This window comes from Brachybacterium sp. J153 (assembly GCF_036311905.1).
Classification (GTDB): domain Bacteria; phylum Actinomycetota; class Actinomycetes; order Actinomycetales; family Dermabacteraceae; genus Brachybacterium.
Map to the genome: position 1 here is coordinate 17,274 of NZ_JAZDCH010000020.1, position 23,036 is coordinate 40,309.

A 23,036-nucleotide genomic window follows, 5' to 3' on the forward strand; every position below is an offset into this window, starting at 1 on the left:
CTAGTGTGCTCCGGCCAGCGCCCGCAGCTCGTCCTCGCCCAGCTCGACCGCCGTGCCGTCGGCCGGAAGATCGACCACGACCTGCGCCGCGCCGAGCCGGACCGTGTGCTCCCCGGCCGCGCCGGGCCCGAGCGCCGCGAGGCGGACCGACGTCGGCCGCCCGTCCTCCCACGCGAGGTCCACGACCACGCCGGGCCGGGCGCGCAGTCCCCGCACGGAGCCGGTGGCGAGTAGCGGCGCGAGCGCGGGCAGCAGCTCGATCTCCCCGCGGTGGGACTGCACGAGGCACTCCGCGACCGCGGCGACGATCCCGAAGTTCGCATCCATCTGGAACGGCGGGTGCGCGGAGAACAGGTTCGGGTAAAGGCCGCTGCGCTCGCCGTCCTCGGTGCGGGCGTCCCGAAGGAACAGCTCGAGCAGGTCCTGGACCTTCTCGGGGCGGTGCAGCCGCGCCCACAGCGCCGTCTTCCAGGCCAGCGACCAGCCGGTCGCCTCGTCGCCGCGCGCCTCGAGGGAGGCGATCGCGGCCGCCTCGATCTCGGGGGAGAGCCGCTCGGTGCCGGGGAAGATGGTCGCGAGGTGGGAGACGTGGCGGTGGGCCGGCTCGGCCTCGTCCAGGGCGTCGTGCCACTCGAGGAGCCGTCCGTCGGCGCCCACCCGCGGGCCCTGCACGCGGGGCAGCGCCGCCCGCGCCCGCTCGAGCAGCGGATCCTCCGCGGCGCCGGTCAGCTCCGCCGCCTCGAGCAGCGCCGAGAGCACCCCGCGCACGAGCCAGCGGTCCATGCCGGAGCCCTCGGTGAGCGCGAGGACCTGGCCGTCCGTGGTGCGCCAGCGGTTCTCGGGCGAGGTGGAGGGGAAGGTGACCAGGTGCTCGCCCGCCTGGTCCTCGCGCAGCAGGTCGAGGGCGAAGGCCGCGGTCTCCCGCAGGGCGGGCAAGCGGCGGGCGGCGCGGGCGACGGGCTCCTCGCCGGTGAAGCGGGAGAGGTCCTCGAGCTGCAGCTCGAGCCACAGCCCGCCCATCGGCCAGATCGCCCACGACGCGTCGCCGTCGACGGGATCGGTGTAGCCCCAGGCGTCGGAGTTGTGGTGCAGCACCCAGCCGCCTGAGTCGTAGAGCCGCCGCGCCGTCTCGCGGCCGGTCTCGCGGAGCAGCCCCACCCAGGCCTCGAGCGCCGCCGCGGCGTCCGGGACGTGCGCGGTCGCCGCGGGCCAGTGGTTCATCTCCACGTTGATGTTGGTGGTGAAGTTCGAGGACCACGGCGGCCGCGGCAGCTCGTTCCACAGGCCCTGCAGGTTCGCGGGCGGCAGGCCGGGCCGGGAGGAGGCGGCGAGGAGGTAGCGACCGTAGGCGAGGACGTCGCCGAGCAGGCCGGTCCGACCCTCGCGCGGCAGCTCGATGCCCATCTCGTGCGCGCCGGGCAGGGGAGCGGCGGCATGGCGCGCGAGCAGCTCCGCCTCCCCGCGGGCGAGAGCCCCCTCGGCCTGCTCTCGCGCCTCGGCGAGGATCTCGGCGGCCGGTCGGTCGGGGCGCCGCCCGAAGCTCGTCCAGCTGGTGACCACGGCGGCGACGAGCACGGCGCGCCCCTCGCCGTCGGCGCCGCTCCCGTGCTGCCAGCGCACCGCGACCGCCACGCGGGGGGCGTCCTCGTCCCAGCGCACGGGCGGCCTCCCGGGGGCGTGGCCGGGCGGGGAGTCCGACGGGACGCGGAGCACGAGGTCCAGGCCGTCGGGGAGCTCCTCGCGATGCTCCTCCACCTGCGGGGAGTCGAGGGAGACGCGCAGGGAGGCTCCGGCGGCGAGGGGGACGGCGTGGACGAGCACCTCGTCGGCCGCGGAGACGTACGAGACGTGCTCGCCGGGGGGCGTGCGCACCCGGTGCAGGGCGGCCACGAGATCCAGCTCGCGCGGCCCCGGCAGCGCCCCGGGCACCTCGACGACCAGATCGCCGACGGGCTGGAAGGCCTGGCTCCAGCTCGCTCCGAGCACCCCCAGCGCCCGTTCCGCCTCGCTCTCGCGGCCGGCGCGGAACAGGGTCAGCGCCTCCTGGCGGGCGGCCCGGGCGGTCTCGGCATCGGTGCGGTGCGCGGCATCCACCCCCGGCATGCCCGACCACAGCGTCGACTCGTTCAGCCCGAAACGGGCCCGGGTCGGATCGCCCCAGGCCATCGCGCCGAGGCGGCCGTTGCCCAGCGGCAGGGCGTCGAGCCAGTCGGCGGCGGGGCTCTCACGGGCAAGGACGGTCATCATCGGGTCCTCTCGATCCAGGTGACGGGGTGGTCGAACACGGGCTGCAGGGCGGCACGGGCGGCGCCGTGGAGGGCCGGGTCCGCGAGATGGTCGGAGCGCTCGATCGCGAGCGGCCCGGCCTCGGCGGCGAGGGCATGGCGCTCCACGGTCTCGCGCACGATCGGGGTGATCTCCTCGGCGATCGGCGCGAGATAGCCCGAGAGCACCACGGTGGACAGGTCCAGGACGTTCAGGGCGTTGGCCACCGCGAGGCCGAGGGAGCGGCCGATCACCCCGATCGCCTCGGCGCGGCTCGAGCTGCGGGCGAGCTCCTCGACGAGGTCCTCGAGGCGGACGTCCTCGCTGAGCCCGGCCTGGCGCGCGAGCGAGAGGTAGGAGATGTAGGCCTCGAGGCAACCGCGGCGGCCGCAGCGGCACTCGAGCCCGTCGGGCACCACGACCGTGTGCCCGAACTCGCCGGCCCAGCCGTGGACGCCCTCGAGCACGCTCCCCTCGAGCACCACCGCGCCGCCCACGCCGGTCGAGCCGCGCACGTAGAGGAAGGACTCGCCGGGGCGGCGGTCGATCTCGGTGAGGACCGAGAGGCGGTTGTCGTTCTGGGCGCCGACGGGCCAGTCCGCGGGCGCGAGCAGCTCGTGCAGGCGGGCGCCGACGGGGACGTCGGCCCAGTCCAGGCCTGGGGCGGAGAGGATCCGGCCGTCGTCCGGAGCGATCCGGCCGGGCACCGCGGCGACGACGCCGACGACGGGCAGCTCCGGCACCTCCGCGCGCACCTCGCGGACCAGCCGGGCGGCGAGGGCGAGGGTGTCCTCGGCGGTGCCGTCGGCGATGCGCCGGTAGACGGTGCGGCGGGCCAGCTCCTCGCCGGTGAGGTCGATCCCGAGGCAGGAGACGTGATCGGCGGCGATCTCGAGGCCGATCGCGAGCAGCGTCCCGGCGGCGGGGCGCAGCGGCACCATCGGCCGGCCCGCGCCCGCGGAGACGGGAGCGCCCTCCTCGACCAGACCCGCGCCGACCAGCTCCTCGACCAGCTTGGAGACGGTCGGCTTGGTCAAGCGGGTGAGGGCGGCGAGGCCCGCGCGCGAGGTGGGGGAGGGGGCGGACTGCAGGGCGCCGAGCACGGCCGAGAGGTTGTGCTCGCGCAGATGGGCGGACTGCATGGGGGCCTTCCTCTCGTCGGCGGCGGTGCCGGGTGGGCCGGACGGCGGATCCGTTCGCTCTCCCGCTTGTGCGGATCAGCTTCCCATGAGTAGATTAGTTACGGAAACTTACTAAGGGAAGGCGTTCTCGCGACGACATCCCTGCCACCCGCCGACGCCGCCGTCGGCCCTCACCCAGGAGCTGCCATGACCGCCCCCGTGCCCACCCGCGACGACAAGTTCTCCTTCGGTCTGTGGACCACCGGCTGGGAGGCCCGCGACCAGTTCGGGCTCGCCACCCGCCCGCCGCTCGAGCTGTCCGCCCACATCCGCAAGCTCGCCGAGCTGGGCGCCTGGGGCTTCACCTTCCACGACAACGACGTGATCCCCTTCGACGCCACCCCCGAGGAGCGCCAGCGGATCATCGACCAGCTCAAGGCCGTCACCGACGAGACCGGCCTGGTCATCGAGATGGTCACCACCGACACCTTCGCCCACCCCGTCTTCAAGGACGGCGCCTTCACCTCCAACGACCGCTCCGTGCGCCGCTTCGGCCTGCGCAAGGTGCTCGCCAACGTGGACCTCGCCGCCGAGCTCGGCGCGACCACCTTCGTCATGTGGGGCGGCCGCGAGGGCTCCGAGTACGACGGCTCCAAGGACCTCCACGCCGCGCTCGAGCGCTACCGCGAGGGCCTCGACACCGTCGCCGGCTACATCAAGGACAAGGGCTACGACCTGCGGATCGGCCTCGAGCCCAAGCCCAACGAGCCCCGCGGCAACATCTTCCTGCCCACCGTCGGCCACGCCCTGGCCTTCATCGAGCAGCTCGAGCACGGCGACATCGTCGGCATCAACCCCGAGACCGGCCACGAGCAGATGGCGACCCTGAACTACACCCACGGTCTCGCGCAGGCGCTGTGGAGCGACAAGCTGTTCCACATCGACCTCAACGGCCAGCACGGCCCGATGTACGACCAGGACCTCGTGTTCGGCCACGGCGACCTGATCAGTGCCTTCTTCACCGTCGACCTGCTCGAGAACGGTTTCCCGTCGAAGCCCGGCGCTTACGAGGGCGCCCGCCACTTCGACTTCAAGCCCTCCCGCACCGAGCACGAGCAGGGCCAGTACGACTCCGCGGCCGCGAACATGGAGATGTACCTGATGCTCAAGGAGCGCGCGGTCGCGTTCCGCCAGGACTCCGAGGTGCAGGAGGCGCTCGCGTACTCCGGCATCGACAAGCTCGCACAGCCCACCCTCGCCGAGGGCGAGACCCTCGCGGACCTGCTCGCGGACCGCTCCACCTTCGAGGAGTTCGACGCGGACAAGGCCGGGGAGCGCAACTACGGCTTCGTGCGCCTGCAGCAGCTGGCCATGCAGCACCTGCTGGGCTTCCGCGCCTGATCCAGTCGGCCGGCGGGCCCGGGCGGGTGACCTGCCCGGGTCGGTCGGCCGGTCCCGTCGGCGGGAAAGTCGGCCCCGCCGCTCACCACCCCAGACCCCGAAAGGACCCACGATGGCTCCGCTCGTCCTCGGCATCGACTCCTCCACCCAGTCCACCAAGGCGTTGCTCGTCGACGCCGAGACCGGCCAGGTCCTCGAGGAGCGCCGCGCCACCCACCCTGACGGCACCGAGGTCGACCCGCGCGCCTGGCTCGCCGCGGTCGACGAGGCCGCAGGCCCCCTGCTCGAGCGGGCGGAGGCCGTGGCCGTCGGCGGCCAGCAACACGGCATGGTGCTGCTCGACGACGCCGGTGAGGTGGTGCGCGACGCGCTGCTGTGGAACGACACCCGCTCCGCCGCCGCCGCGACTGCGCTGATCGAGGAGATGGGCGGCGCGGAGGCGAGCGTCGAGGAGATCGGCAGCCTGATGGTCGCCTCCTTCACCGCGAGCAAGCTGCGCTGGGTGCGCGACGCCGAGCCGGAGAACGCCGCCCGCGCCGCGCGCGTGATGCTCCCGCACGACTACGTCTCCCTCCACCTCGCCGAGGCCAGCACGGAGCCCTTCACCGACCGCGGCGACGCCTCCGGCACCGGCTACTACTCCACCCGCGAGGAGGCGTGGGCGCCGGCGCTCGCCGAGGCGGCGATCGGGCGCGCGCTCGAGCTGCCGCGCCTACCGTCGGTCCCGCAGGAGATCATGGCGCGCACCGCGGGCGGCGCCGCGATCGCGGCCGGCACCGGCGACAACATGGGCGCTGCGCTGGGCCTCTCCCTCGGCCCCGGCGACGTGTCCGTGTCGATCGGCACCTCCGGGGTGTGCGCCATGGTCAGCGACGCCCGGCCCGGCGACGCGAGCGGCACCGTGACCGGCTTCGCCGACGCGACCGGCCGCTTCCTGCCGATGACCACCACCATCAACGCCTCCCGCATCCTCGAGGCCGGCCGCGCGCTGCTCGGCGTGAGCCACGAGGAGATGTCGGAGCTCGCCCTCGCCTCGGTGCCCGGTGCGCACGGCGTGACTCTGCTGCCCTATTTCGACGGGGAGCGCACCCCCAACCGGCCGGGCGCCCGCGCGACCCTGACCGGCATGAGCACCTCCACGACCCGCGAGGACGTGGCCCGCGCCTATGTCGAGGGCCTGCTCTGCTCGCTCGCCGACGGCATCGCCGCGCTCGAGGAGCGCACCGGCACGGCCCCGCAGCGCATCACCCTGATCGGCGGCGGCGCCCGGTCGCGCGCCGTCCAGGAGCTGGCGCCCGCGGTCTTCGGCCGCGAGGTCACCATCGCGCCCGACGGGGAGTACGTCGCGCTCGGCGCCGCCCGTCAGGCCGCGTGGGCGCTCGCCGGGACCGACGAGCCGCCGGCTTGGGAGATCAGCGGCTCGCGGGTGGTCTCGGCGGAGGCGACCCCGCAGGTCCTCGAGGCATACCGCGCGCTGAAGGACCGCACCGCGGAGTGGTGAGTGGCGCGTGGGTGGCTGCCCTCGCCGGTGCCCAGTGCTGCGTATGAGTCGTTTGGGCGCGCTGAGAGCGGTCCAAATGGTCGGACAAGGCTGGCTAGGCTCGATCCTCAGGCCAGCGACTTCTCCTCGAGGGGCCCTGATGGCGCCGCAGCTCGCTCGATGTCGTGCAGCACCGCGAACACCGCGTCGGCCTCGGACTCCCGCGGGAACACGATGTCGATCCGGGTCGCGGCCCGGTCCTCGTACGGGGACTGGTACAGCCGCTCCGGCTGCATCTCCCCACGGCGGGTGAGCTCGTCGATCACCATCCGCAGGAACTCCTGCTGTGTCGCGTTCAGCCCGCCCGGTGCGATCTTCTCGGCGAACGCGGCCTCGGTGGCGGCACGGTCGAGGCCCACGAGGGAGCGCACGAAGATTCCGAGCCCGCGCTCTCCGCTCGCCGAGGCGAGGGCCTCCGGCGTGCCCTCGCCCTGCTCGACGAGGATCCGCTCGAGCTCCTCGAGGTCGGTCTCGGTCAGCGGCATGTTGCGGCGCAGGCGCTGGATGGCGACGTGGTCGCGGTGCTCGCGGATGTAGGCGGTGACCTTCTCGCGGAAGCGTTTCTGGTCGACACCGGCGGTCGCGAGTGGGAGATCTGCGGAGCGTGCCTCGCCGAGGTCGTCCTCGAAGTCCGTCACGACGATCGATCGTCGCGGCGTGTCGAGGAACTGCACGAGGGCACGCATCCCGCGTCGTGCTCGCTCGAGCATCGGGAGCGTGACATCGTCCCAGAAGTCGTCTCCTGCGACGTCCTGCAGCAGTTCGGCGGCGGCTGCGACCTGGGGGATCGTCTGCTTCTCGAGCAGCTGGGCTGCCACGGACTGCATGACGGTCCTCGTGCGAGTGGCGACGGTGTCGTCGTTCTCGAGCTGGGCGAGTTCGCGCTGCAGCACCACGAGATCAAAGCGTTTGGCGTGCTCGTCATCGGTGGCGGCCGACGACGGCAGGGCGCCGAGCGTGCCGGCGACGTCGTCGGCGGCGATCGTGGTCAGCGGCGCCGCCCAGCCGTCGGCAGCGGAGTAGGTCTCCAGGAGCCGACGGTGCGGGCGGGCGAGGAAGGAGCCCGTCGGCACTCCGGCGACGAAGCTGCTGAGCCAGTCGACGGCCTCGGCACGGACCTCGCCATCGCCCGCGGTCGCGTCGATGCCTGCGACCAGTCGGGCCCGCACGGTGAACAGCCGCTGCGAGAGGGAGATCTGCACGCTCGCCGTGCGGTCGGCGGGGTCCTGGGCGAAGTACTCGATGTTCCCGCACACGTCGAAGACGCGGAACGACTCCTTGTCCCCGTCGCCGAAGATCCCGGGGGCGAGGCGGGTGCCGCGGCCGATCATCTGCCAGAACTTGGTCTTGGAGAACACCTGCTTGAACAGCACGAGGTTCAGCACCTCGGGCACGTCGATGCCGGTGTCGAGCATGTCCACGCTGATCGCGATGTGCGGGGCCTTCTCCGGCTGGGAGAAGGAGTCGATGAGGGTCTGCGCGTAGGCGGAGTGGCTCGTGATCACCTGGGCGAAGTCCCCGCCGAGATGGGGGTACTGCGCGTCGAAGCGCTCCTTGAGGAACTGCGCGTGGCGCTGATTCATCGCGAACACGATGGTCTTGCCGATGCGGTCGCCGCCCGCGACGGTGAATCCGTGCTGCATCAGCTCGGCGAGCACCTTGTCCGCGGTGTCCGCGTTGAACAGCGAGCGGAACACCCGGGGCGCTTCGACCTCGGTGGGCATCTCCGCGTCGGGATGCTCCTCGCCGTCGACGCCCTCCCAGTCGATCTCCTCCCACTTCTCCTTCTCGTCCTCGGGGAGGTCGTCGTAGCGAATGCCCTTGCGGTGGAAGCCGTAGTCGTAGACCAGGTTCTCGGGACCGACGAGGTACCCCTCGGCGATGGCCTCGTCCAGCGGGTAGGAGTCGGTGGGCACGCCGGGCTCGAGCTCGAACAGGCGGTAGGTGCTGCGAGCGATATCGTCGACGGGGGTGGCGGTGAGCCCGAGGAGGAGACCGTCGAACCAGTCGAACAGAGCCCCGTACTTCTGGTAGACGGAGCGGTGTGCCTCGTCGATGACGATCAGGTCGAAGAACCCCGGTCCGAAGCGTCGACCCTGGGCGGTGCGGGCGGCGTCGATGAGGTTGAGCATCGTGGGGTAGGTCGAAAGGTAGACCCGCGCCTCGGTCTCCTTGTCGGCGGTGAGGTTCACGGAGGCGACGTCTGGCAGGAGGCTGGAGAACGCGCGGTGCGCCTGCTTCACGAGCGCGGCGCGGTCGGCGAGGAACAGCACCCGCTTCGCCCATCCCTGCTCCATGAGCTGCTTGACGAGCGCGATGGTGGTGCGGGTCTTGCCGGTGCCGGTGGCCATGACGAGCAGGGCACGGCGCTGCTTCTGATCGAAGTGCGCGCCGACCTTCGCGATCGCTCGCTGCTGGTAGGGGCGTCCGGCGATCGCCGGATCGACGGGGACTCCGGAAAGCGGCGACCGCAGGGTGCGGCGGCGGATCATCGTCTCGAGCTCGCCGCGGGTGAAGAATCCGGCAACCTCGCGGGCCGGGTATCCGGCGGCGTCATCCAGCAGCAGGTGCCGGTCGCCGTTGCTGAGGAAGATGACGGGGCGCTGGCCGAACTTCGCATCGAGCGCATCGGCGTAGAGCCGCGCCTGCGGTTCGCCGGCCGACGGGGCGACGGCGGAGCGCTTCGCCTCGACGATGCCGAGCGGGAGCCCGTCGGCGCCCCACAGCACGTAGTCCACCCGACCGGTGCCGGTCGCGTTGCCACCGGGCGTGATCGGCAGGCCGCTGACGGGGTACTCGCGATCCTGGGGCTCGTCGAGCGCCCAACCCGCGTCGCGCAGCTGCTCGTCGATGAGGGCGGTGCGGGTCTCGTCCTCGCGGTAGTCGTGGGTGTCGGCGGCGGTGTCGGCGGCCTTCGCGTCGGCGATCTGCTGTCGCAGCGCCTCGAGCTCCTCCTCGAGGGCGGAGAGCTTCTCGTCGCGTTCGGCGATCTCCCGCCGGGAGGACTCCTGCTGCTCGCTGAAGCGCTGCGCCAGCTTGGTGAGCTCGGCCGGGCCGAGCGGGGCGCGCTTCTGGGCGATGGTGGCGTCGAAGGAGCTGCCGAGTGGCGCCGCCTCGGGGAAGGTCGACTGGTGCTTGACCGTCCAGACGATCACGTCGAAGAGGTCCCGCAGCGTGGCGATGCCGTCCTGGCGGGAGAGGCGGCGGTTCCCGTGTGCGGCGTCGTTGCCGCGCCGACGCAGGAGGTTCAGCTGGTTGTTGATGGCTCCGGTGCGGTTCTTGAAGGCCGGGTCGTTCATCCGGGCGCTGAGATCGGAGCGGTAGACCTCGGGCAGGCCGAACACGTCCACGAACAGGTAGTCGACGACCTTCTCCACCGCGACGCGGGCATGGAAGGCGGCGGTGTCCGGGTCGGAGAGGGCGTAGGACTCCGCGCGCTGGCACGTGTCGTAGAGCTCGGGCCACTGCGCCCGGATGAACCCGAAGTTGCTCACTGCCGCCCTCCTTGGTCGAGCCCCAGGTCAGAGTGTATCGACAGGGTGGGACGGGCGGCGGGAGCGAGCTATCGTGCCCTGTGGGTCGGGGGTCGTCGACTGTTTCTCGAAACGCCGCGTTTCCCATCGTGAGAAACAGGGCGTTTCGAGAAACAGTGCAGGTGAAGGTGCTCCTCCGGGGGCGGATGTTGTCCCCTTCACCCGTCAACTCCGTCAGCGCTGGATGAACACATCTGCTGCCGACGGCATTGCGGTGCCTAGCCCCCACACCCGCCACGTGCCGTCCTCGATGCGTACGAGGGTAGCGATGACGGACGGGGCCATGTGTGGAGCGAAAACCTGTACGGGGGTCGGGGTTTCCGGGACGAAGCGCATGAAGGCGAGATTCTCGGGGGCGTCCACGGCCCGCAGTACGCGAGAGGCAAGCCCCCTCCCGGCTAGCCAGTCCATCGCCCATCCGTAGTCCCCGAACGCCCCAGGGTTCGCCGTGAGAATCCTTGCTGTGCCTATATCGCCGTCAAGAAGGCTGCACCACCACGCAAACAGAACCTGTTCAGGACGCGTCGCGTCGCCAGGATCGCCGAAGGCCGCCAGTGCCTCCTCGGGTGGGGCTTCAACGAGGGCGGGAATCGGGCTGAGCTCCTCGCCTAGGGTGGCAGTGAAGTTGGCGAAGTTGGCGAAGGTCGGAGCGACCCTCGTAAGAGTCGCGAGGAACTCATCCAAGCTTTGCGGCGGGTTGCGGAATGCTGCGACCCCGCTCTCGAGCGCGGTCGTGACCTCCCGGGGGTGTTCGGTGAGCAGCTGGAGGAGTACCTGCTCCGGATGTAGCACCGCGATGCCGTGCGGGGACGTCGACTCCGCTGGGAAATCTCGCAGATTGAATGTAGCGAGCACATCGGCCCGTGCAGCGACGGCTGCCGCCAGGACATGGCGGTCCTTCGGGTCGCACTGCATCGACTCGACGAGCCCCTCGTGCCCTTCGACCATGCTCTCCGCCCCGAACCCGTCCCGCATCGCCGAGACGCGCCGTGCGGCGGCGGCCGGGCTGATCCCGGCGACGCTAGGCAGGTTCCGCTGCACCTCGTCGAGGATCTGCTCGGACCAGAGCGGTGTGAGGAGGTCGGCCTCGGCCAGCCAGAGGAGCGTGGTCGCCAGACGGACGGGGACCAGAGTGCAGGCGTCGAGCAGGATCGCCGGTCGGCTCATCGGGTGCGACCCGGGGGTTCATCCGGCGGCAGATCGCCGTCGATGTCCTGGGTGAGCACGCTGACCGCACGGCGCCGTGAGTGGCGCCTCTGCTCCTGGTATCGCCGCACTTCGGCCGCCGGGATCCGACGGTGCACGGCAGAACCGGATCCCTCCAGCTCACCCTTGTCGACCAGGCGTGTGACCGTTGTGCGGCTGACGCCGAGGAGTTCCGCCACCTGTCCCGTGCTCAGCAGATCATCGGCCGGGAAGATCACCGCATCCCGACTGGACTCCATCACGTCGAGGGCGCGCAGGAGCACCACAAGAGTCTCGGCCGGAATGTCAACCGACGAGCCGTCGGCCGTGCGGAGCTCGCCGCTGAGCGCGTCCCGGAGGGCGGCGGCTTGGTCGTGTGCAAGGGCGCCAGTCATGGGGAGAGTCTACTCAAACGATCAAAACATCCACCAGGGCGAGTTGTGGCCAGTGCGCTGACCCGCTCCCCGGGTGCCGGAGCCGTACCGCCTGTCGCTGGTCAGAGCTCCCCGCGGAACGCCCGGTACTGCAGCGCGGCGAACAGCTCCTCGTCGGCTTTGAGGGCGCGGGCTACGCGATCACGCTCGGCATGGATGACCTCGACCTGTTCGGCGTAGCTCTTCTGCGCATTAAGGGGAGGGATTGGGATCTGAAGTGTCGACAGGCGTGCCTTGGAGATGTTGGACATTGATGCGGCCGACCCGCCGGCCAGGTTGCGTACGCGTCGGCGAACAGTCGGAGACATCAATAGTGCCTGTGCATACGTGCCGTCGAGGAGATCGTCGTTGAATTTGATACGGAATATGAGGTCAGGGATGGCAATCTGTGCCGGAGTGTCCCGCACTAGCGCAACCGAGCCCACTAGTTCGGGTGTGTTCTTGCGTGTCATGAGAACATCGCCACGCTTGACCTCGTGGCGTTCCAGGATCGCTGAATCGCCAAGGAACGCCTTGTTCTCCCGCCAACGAAACTCTCCGTAACTTACCGCGCTGAGCTTGAGTACGCCCCACTCGCCAGGGGCCGCGCTGCGCGTTTCCGCAACCGGACTTACCCCGTTGTCAATCGAAAGCGCAACTTCGCTCATGAGTGCAATTCTGTCGGCGCGCCCGGCAAATGTTTCGCGAAATAGCGCCTGCGGAAGCTCGTCGAGATGGGCCAGCTGGGCGCGACGCTTCGTGCGGATCGCGGCGGCCTCGTCGAGGATCGAGGCGATCCGACGCTGGCTGTGGAGGGGTGGTGGATCCAGCGGGAGGGCGAGAAGATCTGCCCTGCTCACGGAAGCCTGGTTGACCCAAGCGCGAATCATTCCTTGGAATGTCCCGCTCTGGTAGTGCCACTGCAGGAAACGCCATAGATATTCGGGCTGGAGTTCCTGGGGGTTGGTGCGTAGCCTGACGAAGTGGTTGCTGTAAACGGCAGGTTCGTCGAGGTCCGGAATCAGGATCGACTTCCCAGTGTTCTCCGGACTGTTGGTTGCATTGAAGAGGACGTCCCCGGGCGTGACCATAAACTGGTTCAGATTCCGGTGAGAGTCTCTGGGGATCCTGCGTCGCGTCTCCAGGCTTATATCACTCGCCTTGGTGACGTTGTGCATGCGGAACTGAAATATGCCGGTGTCGTCGGTCTCGCCGCAGGCGAATCCAGGCCGGGAGTCGAGGAGGAAGTCGCCAAGCGTCGAGCTCACTTCAGCACCGCCCGCAGCCGCGCCACACCCGCCGCGATCTCGTCGTTGAGTCGCTCGACGTCGGCGAGGATGTCCTCGGTGGAGCGGTGCTCAACCTCCTCGAGCACGACCTCCTTGTAGCGGTTGATGGAGAGGTCGTAGCCCTCGGCGACGATGTCCGCCTTCGGCACCAGGAAGCTCTGGTCGGTGCGGGCGCGATCCCGCTCGCCCTCGAGGCTCTGCCATCGGGCGAGAACGTCCGGCAGGTCGGAGTCGCTGAGAGGAGTGCGCTTGTCGTCGAGCGAGAAGCCGTCGGAGGCGACGTCGTAGAACCACACGTCCTCCGTGCCGCCGGCTCCGGTCTTCGTGAAGAAGAGGATCGCCGTGGAGACACCGGCGTACGGCTTGAACACTCCAGACGGCAGCTTCACCACGGCGTCGAGCTTGTGGTCCTCGACCAGCATGCGGCGCAGCTCCTTGTGTGCCTTCGTCGACCCGAACAGCACTCCGTCCGGGACGATCACCGCGGCGCGACCACCGGCCTTCAGCAGCCGCAGGAACAGGGCCAGGAACAGCAGCTCCGTCTTCTTCGTCTTGACGACGCGCTGCAGATCCTTGCTGGTCTCCTCGTAGTTGAGCGACCCGGCGAACGGCGGGTTCGCGAGAATCATCGAGTAGAGGCCCTCATCGCCTGCCGCACCCTCGGAGAGCGAGTCGCGGTAGCGGATGTCCGGGGCGTTCACGCCGTGCATCAGCATGTTCATGCTGCCGATCCGGAGCATCGTCGAGTCGAAGTCGAAGCCGTGGAACATCGAATGGTGGAAGTGGCGGGACTGCTCCCGGTCCACGAGGGCGTCGGGGTGCTTCTCCCGCACGTGCTCGCTCGCCGCCATGAGGAAGCCGGCGGTGCCGCAGGCGGGATCGCAGATCTCATCGGCTGGCGTCGGCGCCATCATGTCCACCATCAGCCGGATGATGTGCCGCGGCGTGCGGAACTGACCGTTCACGCCGGCGGAGGCGAGCTTCGAGAGCAGGTACTCGTACAGATCGCCGTTCGTGTCGCGATCGTCCATCGGAATCTGATCGAGCATGTCCACGACCTTGCCGAGCAGGTTCGCACTCGGGATCGTGTAGCGGGCATCGTGCATGTGCGCGCCGTAGGTGGTGGTCTCGCCCGCGATGTCATCGCCGAGACCGCGCAGGAACGGGAAGACCTCGCTCGTCATCAAGTCGTGCATCGCGAGCGTGTCGCCCATCTCGCGCAGGCGCGACCAGCGCAGGTGCTCCTTGCTCTGCGGGAACGGCATCGGCTTGTCGGTGCGCCCGAGGCGGCGCAGCTCCCGCTCGGCGGAGGTCTGCTGATCGTCGAGTCGACGCAGGAACAGCAGGTACGTGACCTGCTCGATCACCTCGAGGGGGTTCGAGATGCCCCCGGACCAGAACGCGTCCCACACCCGGTCGATGCGGCTCTTCAACTCACCCGTGATCACCCGGATGAGTCTATGGCCCCGGTCGGACGAGCGACTGCCCGGGCGGCGGGGCCCGGGGTTGCCGCCGACGGCCCCTGCGCGGAGGCGTCCCTCCGGACGGGTCAGGCGACGGTGCGGCTCGTGAGGACCTGGAGAACCTGCGGGGCGAAGAAGCGGCGCTTGTAGGCATCCGGGTCGACGACGGCGAGGACGCCAAGATCGACGAGCTGGCCCACAAGGGTGTTCGCCCGGCCGTACGAGATGCCGAGAGCCGACTCGACCATTCGCACCGTGAACGTCAGGTGCGAGACCGCGAAGTCGATCAGCTCGTTCGCTCGCCCGGAGCGCAACGACGACTCGCGGACGAGGTCGTGGAGCCGGGACTGGACGTCGACGAGCGCGACCATCTGCTTTCGGGTTCCGTCGGCGGCGCTCCTGACTCCCTCGGCGAAGAAGCGGATGAACGAGTCCCAGTCGGCCCGGGCGCTCACTCCCAGCAGATGGTCGTAGTAGGCGGCGCGGCGTGCCTCGAACCAGGGGGAGACGGTGAGAGTCGGCTCCGAGAGCACGCCCGCCGCCAGGAGGTGCAGGACGATGAGGTAGCGACCGATGCGCCCGTTTCCATCGCGGAACGGGTGGAGCGTCTCGAACTGATAGTGCGCCATTGCTGCGGCGACGATCGGGTCGATCCGCTGCCCATGGTCCCGCTGCATCCAGTCGATCAGGTCGCGCAGCCGGACCTCGAGGTCGGCTCCTGGCGGGCTCGGGACGAATCGCGCGGTGCGCACCGGCACGTCATCGAGCGGGACGTCGGACCGCAGGCCGATGACGACCTGGCCTGCGCGGAGCCGCCCGGACTCCTCCTCGAGCGGCGTCCCCCGCATCAGGATCCCCTGGAGCTCGGCGACCACGCTGACGGAGAGCGGCCACCCCTGGGCGACGCGATAGAAGCCGGTCTCCGCCATCCGGACGTAGTTGAGAATCTCAGTCATCTCGGCGGTGCTCGGATCCTCCTCGTCGGCCGTCAGCACCTGCTCCAAGGGGGCGTAGGTGCCCTCGAGCGCCGAGGTGCTCTGAGCCTCGCGACGCAGGGTCGGAGACCGCAGCAGACCGGGCTCGGGTAGGCGGCTAGCGGTCGAGTCGAGGGCTGCGATCGCCGCGCGAGCGTTCGCCACGGCCAAGAAGGTCTCGGGAGAGAGGGGCGGCATCGTTTCCGGCAGGGCGTCGGGGACGAATGCCCGATGCTCCCAGGCGCCACGCATCGGATCGGTGCCGGTGATTGGTACGAGCGCTCCCGGAGACTCCTTGAGGAACATGTCAAGGTCCATCATGTCACTCTACGGCCTATTGTCAGACATAGTCGACCCGACAATGTCAGTGAACGGCCCGTTGACAGACATTGTTGCCGCCGGGATGTCACACAACGGGAGATGCCCGCGCTCGCCGGAGCCCCGCCGCCCCACCTCTCACACCCGCCCGAGGATCGCCTCCGCGAAGACGTCGACCACCTCGGGCACGAGGTGCAGGTTGTACGTCGGCTCGAAGAGCTCCGCCTCGAGCAGCACCAGGCCGTGCTCGGCGGAGTCGACGACGTCGATCCGGCCGTAGAGCGGAGTGGTCAGTCCCGTCGCCGACGACACCGCCGCGAGCACCCGCTCCGCGAACGCCGCCTCCCCCGCGTCCACCCCGACGACCTGCGGATCCTCGTGGTACACGCCGCCGCGCAGTCCACCCCCGCGGGCGAGCAGGGCACCCTTGGCGACCGCGTGAGTGAGGCGGCCGTCGATCGTGTACAGCGCCTTCTCGAGGCCTGCGGAGAGCTCGGGAATCTCGGGCTGCAGCATCACCGTGCCGCCTCCGTCGAGGATCCGTCGGCCGAGCTCGAGCGCCCCCGCGTCGTCGCGCGCGAACAGCCCGGTGTCCTGCGAGCCGGCGCCGACGGCGGGCTTGATGACCACGTGCCCCCCGTCGGCGTGCTCCGCGAGCGCCGCGAGCAGTGACGCCTCGTCCGTGTGCCAGGTGGTCGGCACGACCGCCACCCCGGCGGACTCGAGCTCTCGCAGGTACCTCTTGTCCATGTTCCAGCGCACCAGCTCGGGGTCGTTGAGGATCCGGGTCAGCGCGCCGGTTCGGGTGAGCCAGGCCGCGAACTCGTCGGCGTGCAGGACGTAATCCCAGGGGCTGCGGATCACTGCGAGGTCGTAGGCGGACCAGTCGGCCGTCTCGTCCCGCCAGGCCACGGACTCGGCCTCGACGCCCCGGGCGCGCAGGGCGGCGACGAGCGGTGCGCAGTCGCGGTCCGGGTCCGCGGCGGTGAAGAAGTCGGGGCGCGTGGTGACGATGGCGATGCGGGGCATGGTCGCGACCCTAGCCGGGCGGCGATCACCGCCGCCCCCGGATCTCGCCCGCCCCGCCCCTCCGCGCGCCCCACGGCCGCCGCGCGCGCCGCCCCCGACTGATCATCCGCCTGCATGTCTATGCGCCCCGATCCTGACGCCCATCCGATCCATATGCCCGACAACCAAGATTCGACGCTCTCACCTGCGGTTCGTAACACCTCGGTGATCTTTCAGCTGGCAATCAGACAATCCGCATGCGAGAATCTATGCGGCCCTGCAGGAGTTGACGGTGAGCAGGCCAGGCCCTCCCGCCCCTGCGGGTCCGCCCCCGCGGACCCCTCTGAGGACGCGCCTGCCCGCGCTGCTCCCGTCCCCGAGGGCTACGCCGGTCGATGCATCACCGCGAGGCCCTGCCCGCGACGGACCGGCGGACCGAGGAGGCCCACGACGGCCCGGACGCGACGGAAGGAACTGCAGTGCCGCCCACATCACCGGGGGAGATCACCCAGCTCGGGATCATCGGAGTCGTCCTCCTGCTGATCCTCTTCTACGGCGGCACGATGTGGATGTCGGTCGCCATCTCGCGCCGCTCCGAGAACGCCGACGACTACATGACCGCCGGCAACCGCATCGGCTTCGGCGTCTCCGCCGCGTCGATGACCGCCACCTGGATCTGGGCGTCCTCGATGTACGCCTCGGTCACCGCGGGTTACACCTACGGCGTCTCCGGCCCCATCCACTACGGCCTGTGGGGCGCGCTGATGATCCTGTTCATCTACCCCTTCGGGAAGCGGATCCGGAAGGTCGCCCCCAAGGCCCACACCCTCGCCGAGGTCATGTACGCCCGGCACGGCCGCTCCTCGCAGCTGATGCTCGCCGGCTCCAACGTGCTCGGCTCCGTCATCTCGCTGACCTCGAACTTCATCGCCGGCGGCGCGCTCATCGCCATGCTCTCCCCGCTCAGCTTCGGCCAGGGCATCGTGATCATCGCGGGCGGCGTGCTGCTCTACACCCTGTGGTCCGGCTTCCGCGCCTCCGTGCTCACCGACTTCACGCAGGTCATGGCGATGCTCGGGGCGGCGGTCGTGATCATCCCGGCCGTCTTCTTCGTGGTCGGCGGGCCGCAGATCTTCGCCGAAGGTGTCGCGGCCGGGAACGTCACCCCGCAGCAGGAGAGCTTCTTCTCCTCCGACGCCTTCATGAACCAGGGCGCCCCGTACATCGCCGCGGTGCTCGCCTACGCGATCGGCAACCAGACCATCGCCCAGCGCCTCTTCGCCGTGCGCGAGGACCTCATCAAGCCCACCTTCATCACCGCGACCGTCGGCTACGGCGCGACGGTGATCGGCATCGGCATGCTCGGCGTGATGGCCCTCTACCTCGGCATCCAGCCGACGGATGGCGATGTCAACAACCTCATGCCGCAGATGATCGGCACCTACCTGCCGGTGGGTCTGGTCGCCCTCGCGTTCATCATGATCATCGGCTCGCTGTCCTCGACCGCGGACTCCGACCTCGCCGCGCTCAGCTCGATCGTGATGACCGACATCTACGGCCAGTCCGTCGGCCGGAAGAACGCGAACCCCCGCACGATGCTGCTGATCGGCCGCCTCACGATGGTGGTCGCGACCGCGGCCGCCCTCTACTTCGCGACCGCGCGCTTCAACATCCTGGACCTGCTGGTGTTCGTCGGCGCCCTGTGGGGCTGCCTGGTGTTCCCGGTGATCGCCTCCTTCTACTGGGGCCGGATCACCAACGCGGCGTTCACCGTGTCCGTGCTCGCGGCGCTCGCCGTGTTCCTGCCGGTCCGCTTCCAGTGGATCCCGCTCGAGGGCCCGTGGGCGCTCGTGGTCGAGCTGCTGGCGATCCTCGGCGTCGGCGTCGTGCTGGGGATCATGGCCTTCGGCTTCTTCGGGCTGCGCGCCGCGATCGTGATCGGCGTGCTCGCGACCCTGGTGACGCTGCCGTTCGGCCTGGACTTCCTGCGCGACTACGAGACGCTCTCCGGCTCGCTCGTCGCGTACTCGGTCTCGTTCCTGGTGTGCACGCTGATGAGCGTCCGCTCCGGCAAGGACTTCGACTTCGCGGTGATCCAGAAGGTCACGGGCGACTTCGACGACGAGACCCCCAGCTCGGAGGCCGACGGGGCCGACGGCCGCGGCGCCGCCTCCGGTGCGACGGCCGACGGGGACCGCGACCTCGACGCCGACCCCGTCGGCGGCCGCTGACCACCCCGGCCGCCCCACCCCGATCGACCAGTCCCCGGCGGACCGCCCGGCCCGCCCCGACCCCAGGAGAGACCATGACCGTCCTGCTGACCGCCTACGTCCTCATGTGGCCCGTGCTCGTGCTCGGCGTCCTCATCGCGATCGCACGCGGCTTCGCGAAGGATGCCGCCCAGGCGCGCCGGGAGGGCCGCCCGATCATCTGACCGGCCCCCATGCCGGAGGGCCCGCCACCCCGAGCTGGAGTGGTGGGCCCTCCGTCGTGCTGTCCGCGGCCGCCCGGTCAGTTCCCGACGCCGCTGTTGCGGTAGGCGTCCTTGAGGATCCGCAGCGAGGCCATCGCCTCCGCAGGCCCGATCCAGAACGGCTCCGGGGCGTCGAGCGAGGCGTAGAAGTCGCGGATCAGCTCCTCATGCGACACGCCCCAGTAGGCGCGTCCGCCTGGTGCGGCGACGCGGTCCGAGAAGCTGTCCACGCGGCCGTCCTTCCAGCGGACGGTCAGCCCGCCGCCGGTCCCCGAGCGCACCTCGGCGTAGGCGAGATCGGTCTCGACCTCGAGCTCGACGGGCCGGGCGATCGGCGCGGTGAGCGTCGCGTAGAAGCTCGTGGTCACGCCGTCGGCGTGGTGCAGCAGCAGCTCCGCGGTGTCCTCGACCTCGGTGACCTCTGCGAACTTGCGCTGCGAGACCAGGCCGTCGGTGCGCTCGACCGGCCCGAGCAGCCACTGCACGAGGTCGAGGGTGTGGATCGCCTGGTTGATCAGCAGCCCGCCACCCGCGTTCTCCCAGCGGCCGCGCCATGGCTTCGCCGCGTAGTACTCGGCGGTCCGGGTCCACACCACGGAGGCGTAGGCGCCGCGGACCGCGCCCAGCTCCCCGCTCTCGAGCAGGCGGCGCAGCTCCTGGCTGCCGCGGTTGTAGCGGTTCTGGAAGCAGATCGCGATCTTCGGTGCCCCGACACCCCCGTCGGCCCGCGGTGCCGAGACCCCCGAGTCTTCCGAGAGTGCCGCGACGAGCCGCTCGCCCTCGGCGAGCGTGTGCGCGAGGGGCTTCTCCTGGAGCACGTGCACGCCCCGCTCGAGCGCCGCGAGGGACGGGCCAACGTGCTGATCGTGCGGCGTGGTCACGTGGATCGCGTTCGGGCCCAGGGTGTCGATCAACTCCTCGACGGTCGCGAACACGGGCACCCCGATCTCAGCGGCGGCGCGCTTGCGGGCGGCGGGGTCGAGGTCCGCGATGCCGACGAGCTCGAGCCCGTCGATCGCCTCGATCGCTCCGACGTGCACCACGGAGACGTCGCCGTATCCGACCAGGCCGATCCGTCGCTGCGCCATGGGCTGTGCCTCCTCGCCGCTCCACTGCGGCTCCTCCGGGGAATGAGATCCGACCCATTCTGGTCGGTCGGGCAGCGGGGCAGCAGGGGTTGCCGCGGGATGCCCGGCCGACGGGGTCGGGAGCGCACCGGCCGGTCGTCGACCGGCGCGCACCCTCGGGGATCAGGGCACGATCCACCCGGCGGCGCGGAACAGCTCGTACCACTCGGCGCGGGTCAGCGGCACCTCGGAGCCGGCCGCGGAGTCGGCGACCCGCTGCGGGGTGGTGGTGCCGAGGACGACCTGCATCTGCGCCGGATGCCGGGTGATCCACGCGGTCGCGATGCCCTCCGGGGTCACGTCGTACTTCGCGGCGAGGCGGTCGATGACGGCGTTGAGCTCCGCGTGCTCGGGGTGCCCGAGGAACACGCCGTCGAAGAAGCCCGCCTGGAAGGGCGACCAGGCCTGCACGGTGATGTCGTGCAGGCGGCAGTAGTCGAGGATCCCGCCGCCGTCGCGGACGATCGCCTGGTCGGTGCCCTGCATGTTCGCGGCGACGCCCTGCGCGATGAACGTCGAGTGAGTGATCGACAGCTGCAGCTGGTTGGCGACGATCGGCTGGTCCACGTGCTTGCGCAGCAGGTCGATCTGGCGCGGGGTGTGGTTGGAGACGCCGAAGTGGCGGACCTTGCCGCTCGAGTGCAGGTGATCGAAGGCGCGCGCGACCTCCTCCGGCTCGACGAGGGCGTCGGGGCGGTGCAGCAGCAGGATGTCGATGCGATCGGTGCGCAGCGCCGCGAGGGACCCCTCGACGGACTCCACGAGATGCTCGTAGCTGTAGTCGAAGTACGGGCCGTCGGTGACGATCCCGGCCTTGGTCTGGATCGTCACCTGGTCCCGCTCGGACGGGGTGAGCGCGAGCGCCTCCGCGAAGCGCTCCTCGCAGCGGTGCTTCTGCCCGCCGTAGATGTCGGCGTGGTCGAGGAAGTCGATGCCGGCGTCGCGGGCCGTGCGCACCAGGGTGCGGATCTCGTCGTCGGACTTCTCGGCGATGCGCATCAGGCCGAGCACGACGTTCGGCGCGCTGATGTCGGTGTGGGGCAGGGTGAAGTGCTTCATGGAGATCCTCGGATCGCGAGAGGGAGCCGGACGGCCGGGCGTCGATGCCAGCCGGGTCGAGCAGGTCGGGCGTCGATGCCGGGGACGAGCCTATGCCCGACGTGGCCCGGGCCACCACCGCGCTCCATCCTTCGGTTGATCTCCGCGCGGCCCAGGGTTCCTACCGTCGAGGGCATGATGCGACTGCTGAACACCTCCCTCGTCTACCTGATCCTCGGGCTCGCCTCGGGCCTCTTCTACCGCGAGTACACCAAGGCCACCGACTCCCTCGGCGTCGACACCCAGCTCTCCACCCTGCACACCCACCTGCTGGTCCTGGGCATGATCGTCTTCCTCGTGGCGCTCGCCCTCGACGCGCTGCTGTCGCTCAGCGGCCGCCGCTCCTTCACCGTCTTCTACTGGACCTACAACGTCGGCATGCTGCTGACCGTCGCGATGCAGGCCGTGCGCGGCGTCCTCACCCTCGACGGCCAGGACCCCGCGACCACCAGCGCCGCGATCCCCGGCATCGCGGGTCTCGGGCACATGATCCTCACCGTCGGCCTCGTGGCGCTGTTCGTCGCCCTCCGTGCCGGGGTCCGGGAGTACCTCGCCGCCCGCGGCGGTGCCGTGACGGCCACCGCGCCCGCCCCCGCCGTCGTCGACCCCTCCGGCCCCGCCCCCGTCGGCCGCTGATCGGGCGGGGTCCTCGCGCCCCGCGCGGACCCCGCCGCAGCACCCAGTGCGGACCCCGCCGTTGCGCCCCGCACGCCGCAGCCGGGACGGTAGGCTCGCGGCACGCGCGCCTGCCGCCCGGCTGCTCGCGGTTCCCGCCGCTGACCAGCACCGTGCCAGGACTTCGACAACGACGACGGAGGACCCATGACCGAGAACCAGACCACCGCGCCCGACCGCAACCTCGCCCTCGAACTGGTGCGCGTGACCGAGGCCGCCGCCATCGCCGGAGCGCGCTGGGTGGGCGCCGGGGACAAGAACCGGGCCGACGGCGCGGCCGTCGACGCCATGCGCTCCTTCATGGACACCGTGCGGATGGACGGCACCGTCGTGATCGGCGAGGGCGAGAAGGACGAGGCGCCGATGCTGTTCAACGGCGAGCGGGTCGGCGACGGCAGCGGACCGACCGTCGACGTCGCCGTCGACCCGATCGACGGCACGCGCCTGACCGCGCTGGGCTACAACAACGCGCTCGCCGTCTTCGCCGTCGCCGAGCAGGGGAGCATGTACGACCCGTCGGCCGTGTTCTACATGGAGAAGATGGTCGTGGGTCCGGAGGCCGCGGAGTTCGTGGACCTCCGCCTGCCGATCAAGCAGAACGTCGCGCTGGTCGCGAAGGCGCTCGGCAAGCCCGTCAGCCAGGTGACCGTGTGCGTCCTCGAGCGGCCCCGCCACGAGGCGCTCGTGCGGGAGATCCGGGAGGCCGGGGCGCGCGTCAAGTTCATCATGGACGGCGACGTGGCCGGAGCGATCGCCGCCGCCCGCGGCGCCGGCGTGGACATGCTGCTGGGCACCGGCGGCACCCCCGAGGGGATCATCGCCGCCTGCGCCGTGAAGGCCACCGGCGGCATGATCCAGGGCCGCCTCGCCCCGACCGACGACGACGAGCGGCAGCGCGCCATCGACGCCGGCCACGACCTCGATCGCGTCCTGACCACGGATGATCTCGTCACCTCCGACAACTGCTACTTCGCGGCGACCGGCATCACCGACGGCGACCTGCTCCAGGGCGTCCGCTACCGGGCCGACCGCATCGTCACCGAGTCGATCGTCATGCGCTCCACCTCGGGGACGGTCCGCATCGTGCGGGCGGAGCACCGCGCCGAGAAGTGGGCCCGCTGGCTGAACGGCTGAGGCGGCTCCTCCCGCGCCG

Annotated in this window: 17 protein-coding genes; 6 read left to right on the forward strand and 11 right to left on the reverse strand. The window is 70.5% G+C overall.

Features of this window, described 5'->3' with window-relative positions:
* Together V1258_RS09865 and V1258_RS09870 are read right to left on the reverse strand one after the other, a co-directional pair.
* Complete coding sequence (locus V1258_RS09865; protein ID WP_329749490.1) at positions 1–2,244, reverse strand: glycosyl hydrolase family 95 catalytic domain-containing protein; 2,244 nt, start codon at positions 2,242–2,244, stop codon at positions 1–3.
* A complete protein-coding gene (locus V1258_RS09870; protein WP_329749491.1) occupies positions 2,244–3,407 on the reverse strand; it encodes an ROK family transcriptional regulator in 1,164 nt (387 codons plus the stop codon). Before V1258_RS09870 ends, V1258_RS09865 begins: the two co-directional genes overlap by 1 nt.
* A 186-nt stretch (positions 3,408–3,593) precedes the next feature.
* On the opposite strand from V1258_RS09870, the gene xylA reads away from it, so the two are divergent.
* Positions 3,594–4,787: a xylose isomerase gene (gene xylA, locus V1258_RS09875; RefSeq protein WP_329749492.1), complete on the forward strand. Its 1,194-nt coding sequence runs from the start codon at positions 3,594–3,596 to the stop codon at positions 4,785–4,787.
* Positions 4,788–4,899: 112 nt separating this feature from the next.
* Positions 4,900–6,288, forward strand: coding sequence for a xylulokinase (xylB, locus tag V1258_RS09880; RefSeq protein ID WP_329749493.1), 1,389 nt, complete (start codon positions 4,900–4,902; stop codon positions 6,286–6,288).
* Positions 6,289–6,395: 107 nt separating this feature from the next.
* Here xylB and V1258_RS09885 read toward each other — a convergent pair whose 3' ends face one another.
* From V1258_RS09885 to V1258_RS09915, 7 genes are all read right to left on the reverse strand, one after another.
* Positions 6,396–9,821: a DEAD/DEAH box helicase family protein gene (locus tag V1258_RS09885; RefSeq protein ID WP_329749494.1), complete on the reverse strand. Its 3,426-nt coding sequence runs from the start codon at positions 9,819–9,821 to the stop codon at positions 6,396–6,398.
* A 213-nt stretch (positions 9,822–10,034) separates the two neighbouring features.
* Positions 10,035–11,027 carry a PIN domain-containing protein gene (locus tag V1258_RS09890; RefSeq protein ID WP_329749495.1) on the reverse strand — a complete coding sequence of 331 codons (993 nt, stop codon included), beginning with the start codon at positions 11,025–11,027 and terminating at the stop codon, positions 10,035–10,037.
* Positions 11,024–11,329, reverse strand: a complete 306-nt coding sequence (locus V1258_RS09895) for a helix-turn-helix domain-containing protein (protein WP_329749496.1) — start codon at positions 11,327–11,329, stop codon at positions 11,024–11,026. Before V1258_RS09895 ends, V1258_RS09890 begins: the two co-directional genes overlap by 4 nt.
* 212 nt (positions 11,330–11,541) lie before the next feature.
* On the reverse strand, positions 11,542–12,726 hold the full coding sequence (locus V1258_RS09900) for a restriction endonuclease subunit S (RefSeq protein ID WP_329749497.1): 1,185 nt from the start codon (positions 12,724–12,726) through the stop codon (positions 11,542–11,544).
* Complete coding sequence (locus V1258_RS09905; RefSeq protein WP_329749498.1) at positions 12,723–14,195, reverse strand: type I restriction-modification system subunit M; 1,473 nt, start codon at positions 14,193–14,195, stop codon at positions 12,723–12,725. Before V1258_RS09905 ends, V1258_RS09900 begins: the two co-directional genes overlap by 4 nt.
* Before the next feature lie 101 nt (positions 14,196–14,296).
* A complete protein-coding gene (locus V1258_RS09910; protein WP_329749499.1) occupies positions 14,297–15,502 on the reverse strand; it encodes a Fic family protein in 1,206 nt (401 codons plus the stop codon).
* Positions 15,503–15,640: 138 nt separating this feature from the next.
* The gene (locus V1258_RS09915; protein ID WP_329749500.1) at positions 15,641–16,531 is read right to left on the reverse strand and encodes an ATP-grasp domain-containing protein; all 891 of its coding nucleotides are present in this window, start codon (positions 16,529–16,531) and stop codon (positions 15,641–15,643) included.
* A 458-nt stretch (positions 16,532–16,989) separates the two neighbouring features.
* On the opposite strand from V1258_RS09915, the gene V1258_RS09920 reads away from it, so the two are divergent.
* The gene (locus tag V1258_RS09920; RefSeq protein ID WP_329749501.1) at positions 16,990–18,741 is read left to right on the forward strand and encodes a sodium:solute symporter family protein; all 1,752 of its coding nucleotides are present in this window, start codon (positions 16,990–16,992) and stop codon (positions 18,739–18,741) included.
* 74 nt (positions 18,742–18,815) lie between these two features.
* On the forward strand, positions 18,816–18,944 hold the full coding sequence (locus tag V1258_RS09925; RefSeq protein ID WP_329749502.1) for a putative transporter small subunit: 129 nt from the start codon (positions 18,816–18,818) through the stop codon (positions 18,942–18,944).
* 77 nt (positions 18,945–19,021) lie between these two features.
* On the opposite strand, the gene V1258_RS09930 is transcribed toward V1258_RS09925, so the two are convergent.
* Together V1258_RS09930 and V1258_RS09935 are read right to left on the reverse strand one after the other, a co-directional pair.
* A complete protein-coding gene (locus tag V1258_RS09930) occupies positions 19,022–20,071 on the reverse strand; it encodes a Gfo/Idh/MocA family protein (RefSeq protein WP_329749503.1) in 1,050 nt (349 codons plus the stop codon).
* Between the two features lie 162 nt (positions 20,072–20,233).
* On the reverse strand, positions 20,234–21,169 hold the full coding sequence (locus V1258_RS09935) for an aldo/keto reductase (RefSeq protein ID WP_329749504.1): 936 nt from the start codon (positions 21,167–21,169) through the stop codon (positions 20,234–20,236).
* Positions 21,170–21,343: 174 nt separating this feature from the next.
* Here V1258_RS09935 and V1258_RS09940 point away from each other — a divergent pair, with 174 nt between their 5' ends.
* Together V1258_RS09940 and glpX are read left to right on the forward strand one after the other, a co-directional pair.
* A complete protein-coding gene (locus V1258_RS09940) occupies positions 21,344–21,844 on the forward strand; it encodes a DUF2871 domain-containing protein (RefSeq protein ID WP_329749505.1) in 501 nt (166 codons plus the stop codon).
* A 186-nt stretch (positions 21,845–22,030) separates the two neighbouring features.
* The gene (gene glpX / locus V1258_RS09945) at positions 22,031–23,017 is read left to right on the forward strand and encodes a class II fructose-bisphosphatase (RefSeq protein WP_329749506.1); all 987 of its coding nucleotides are present in this window, start codon (positions 22,031–22,033) and stop codon (positions 23,015–23,017) included.
* Positions 23,018–23,036: the final 19 nt, after the last annotated feature.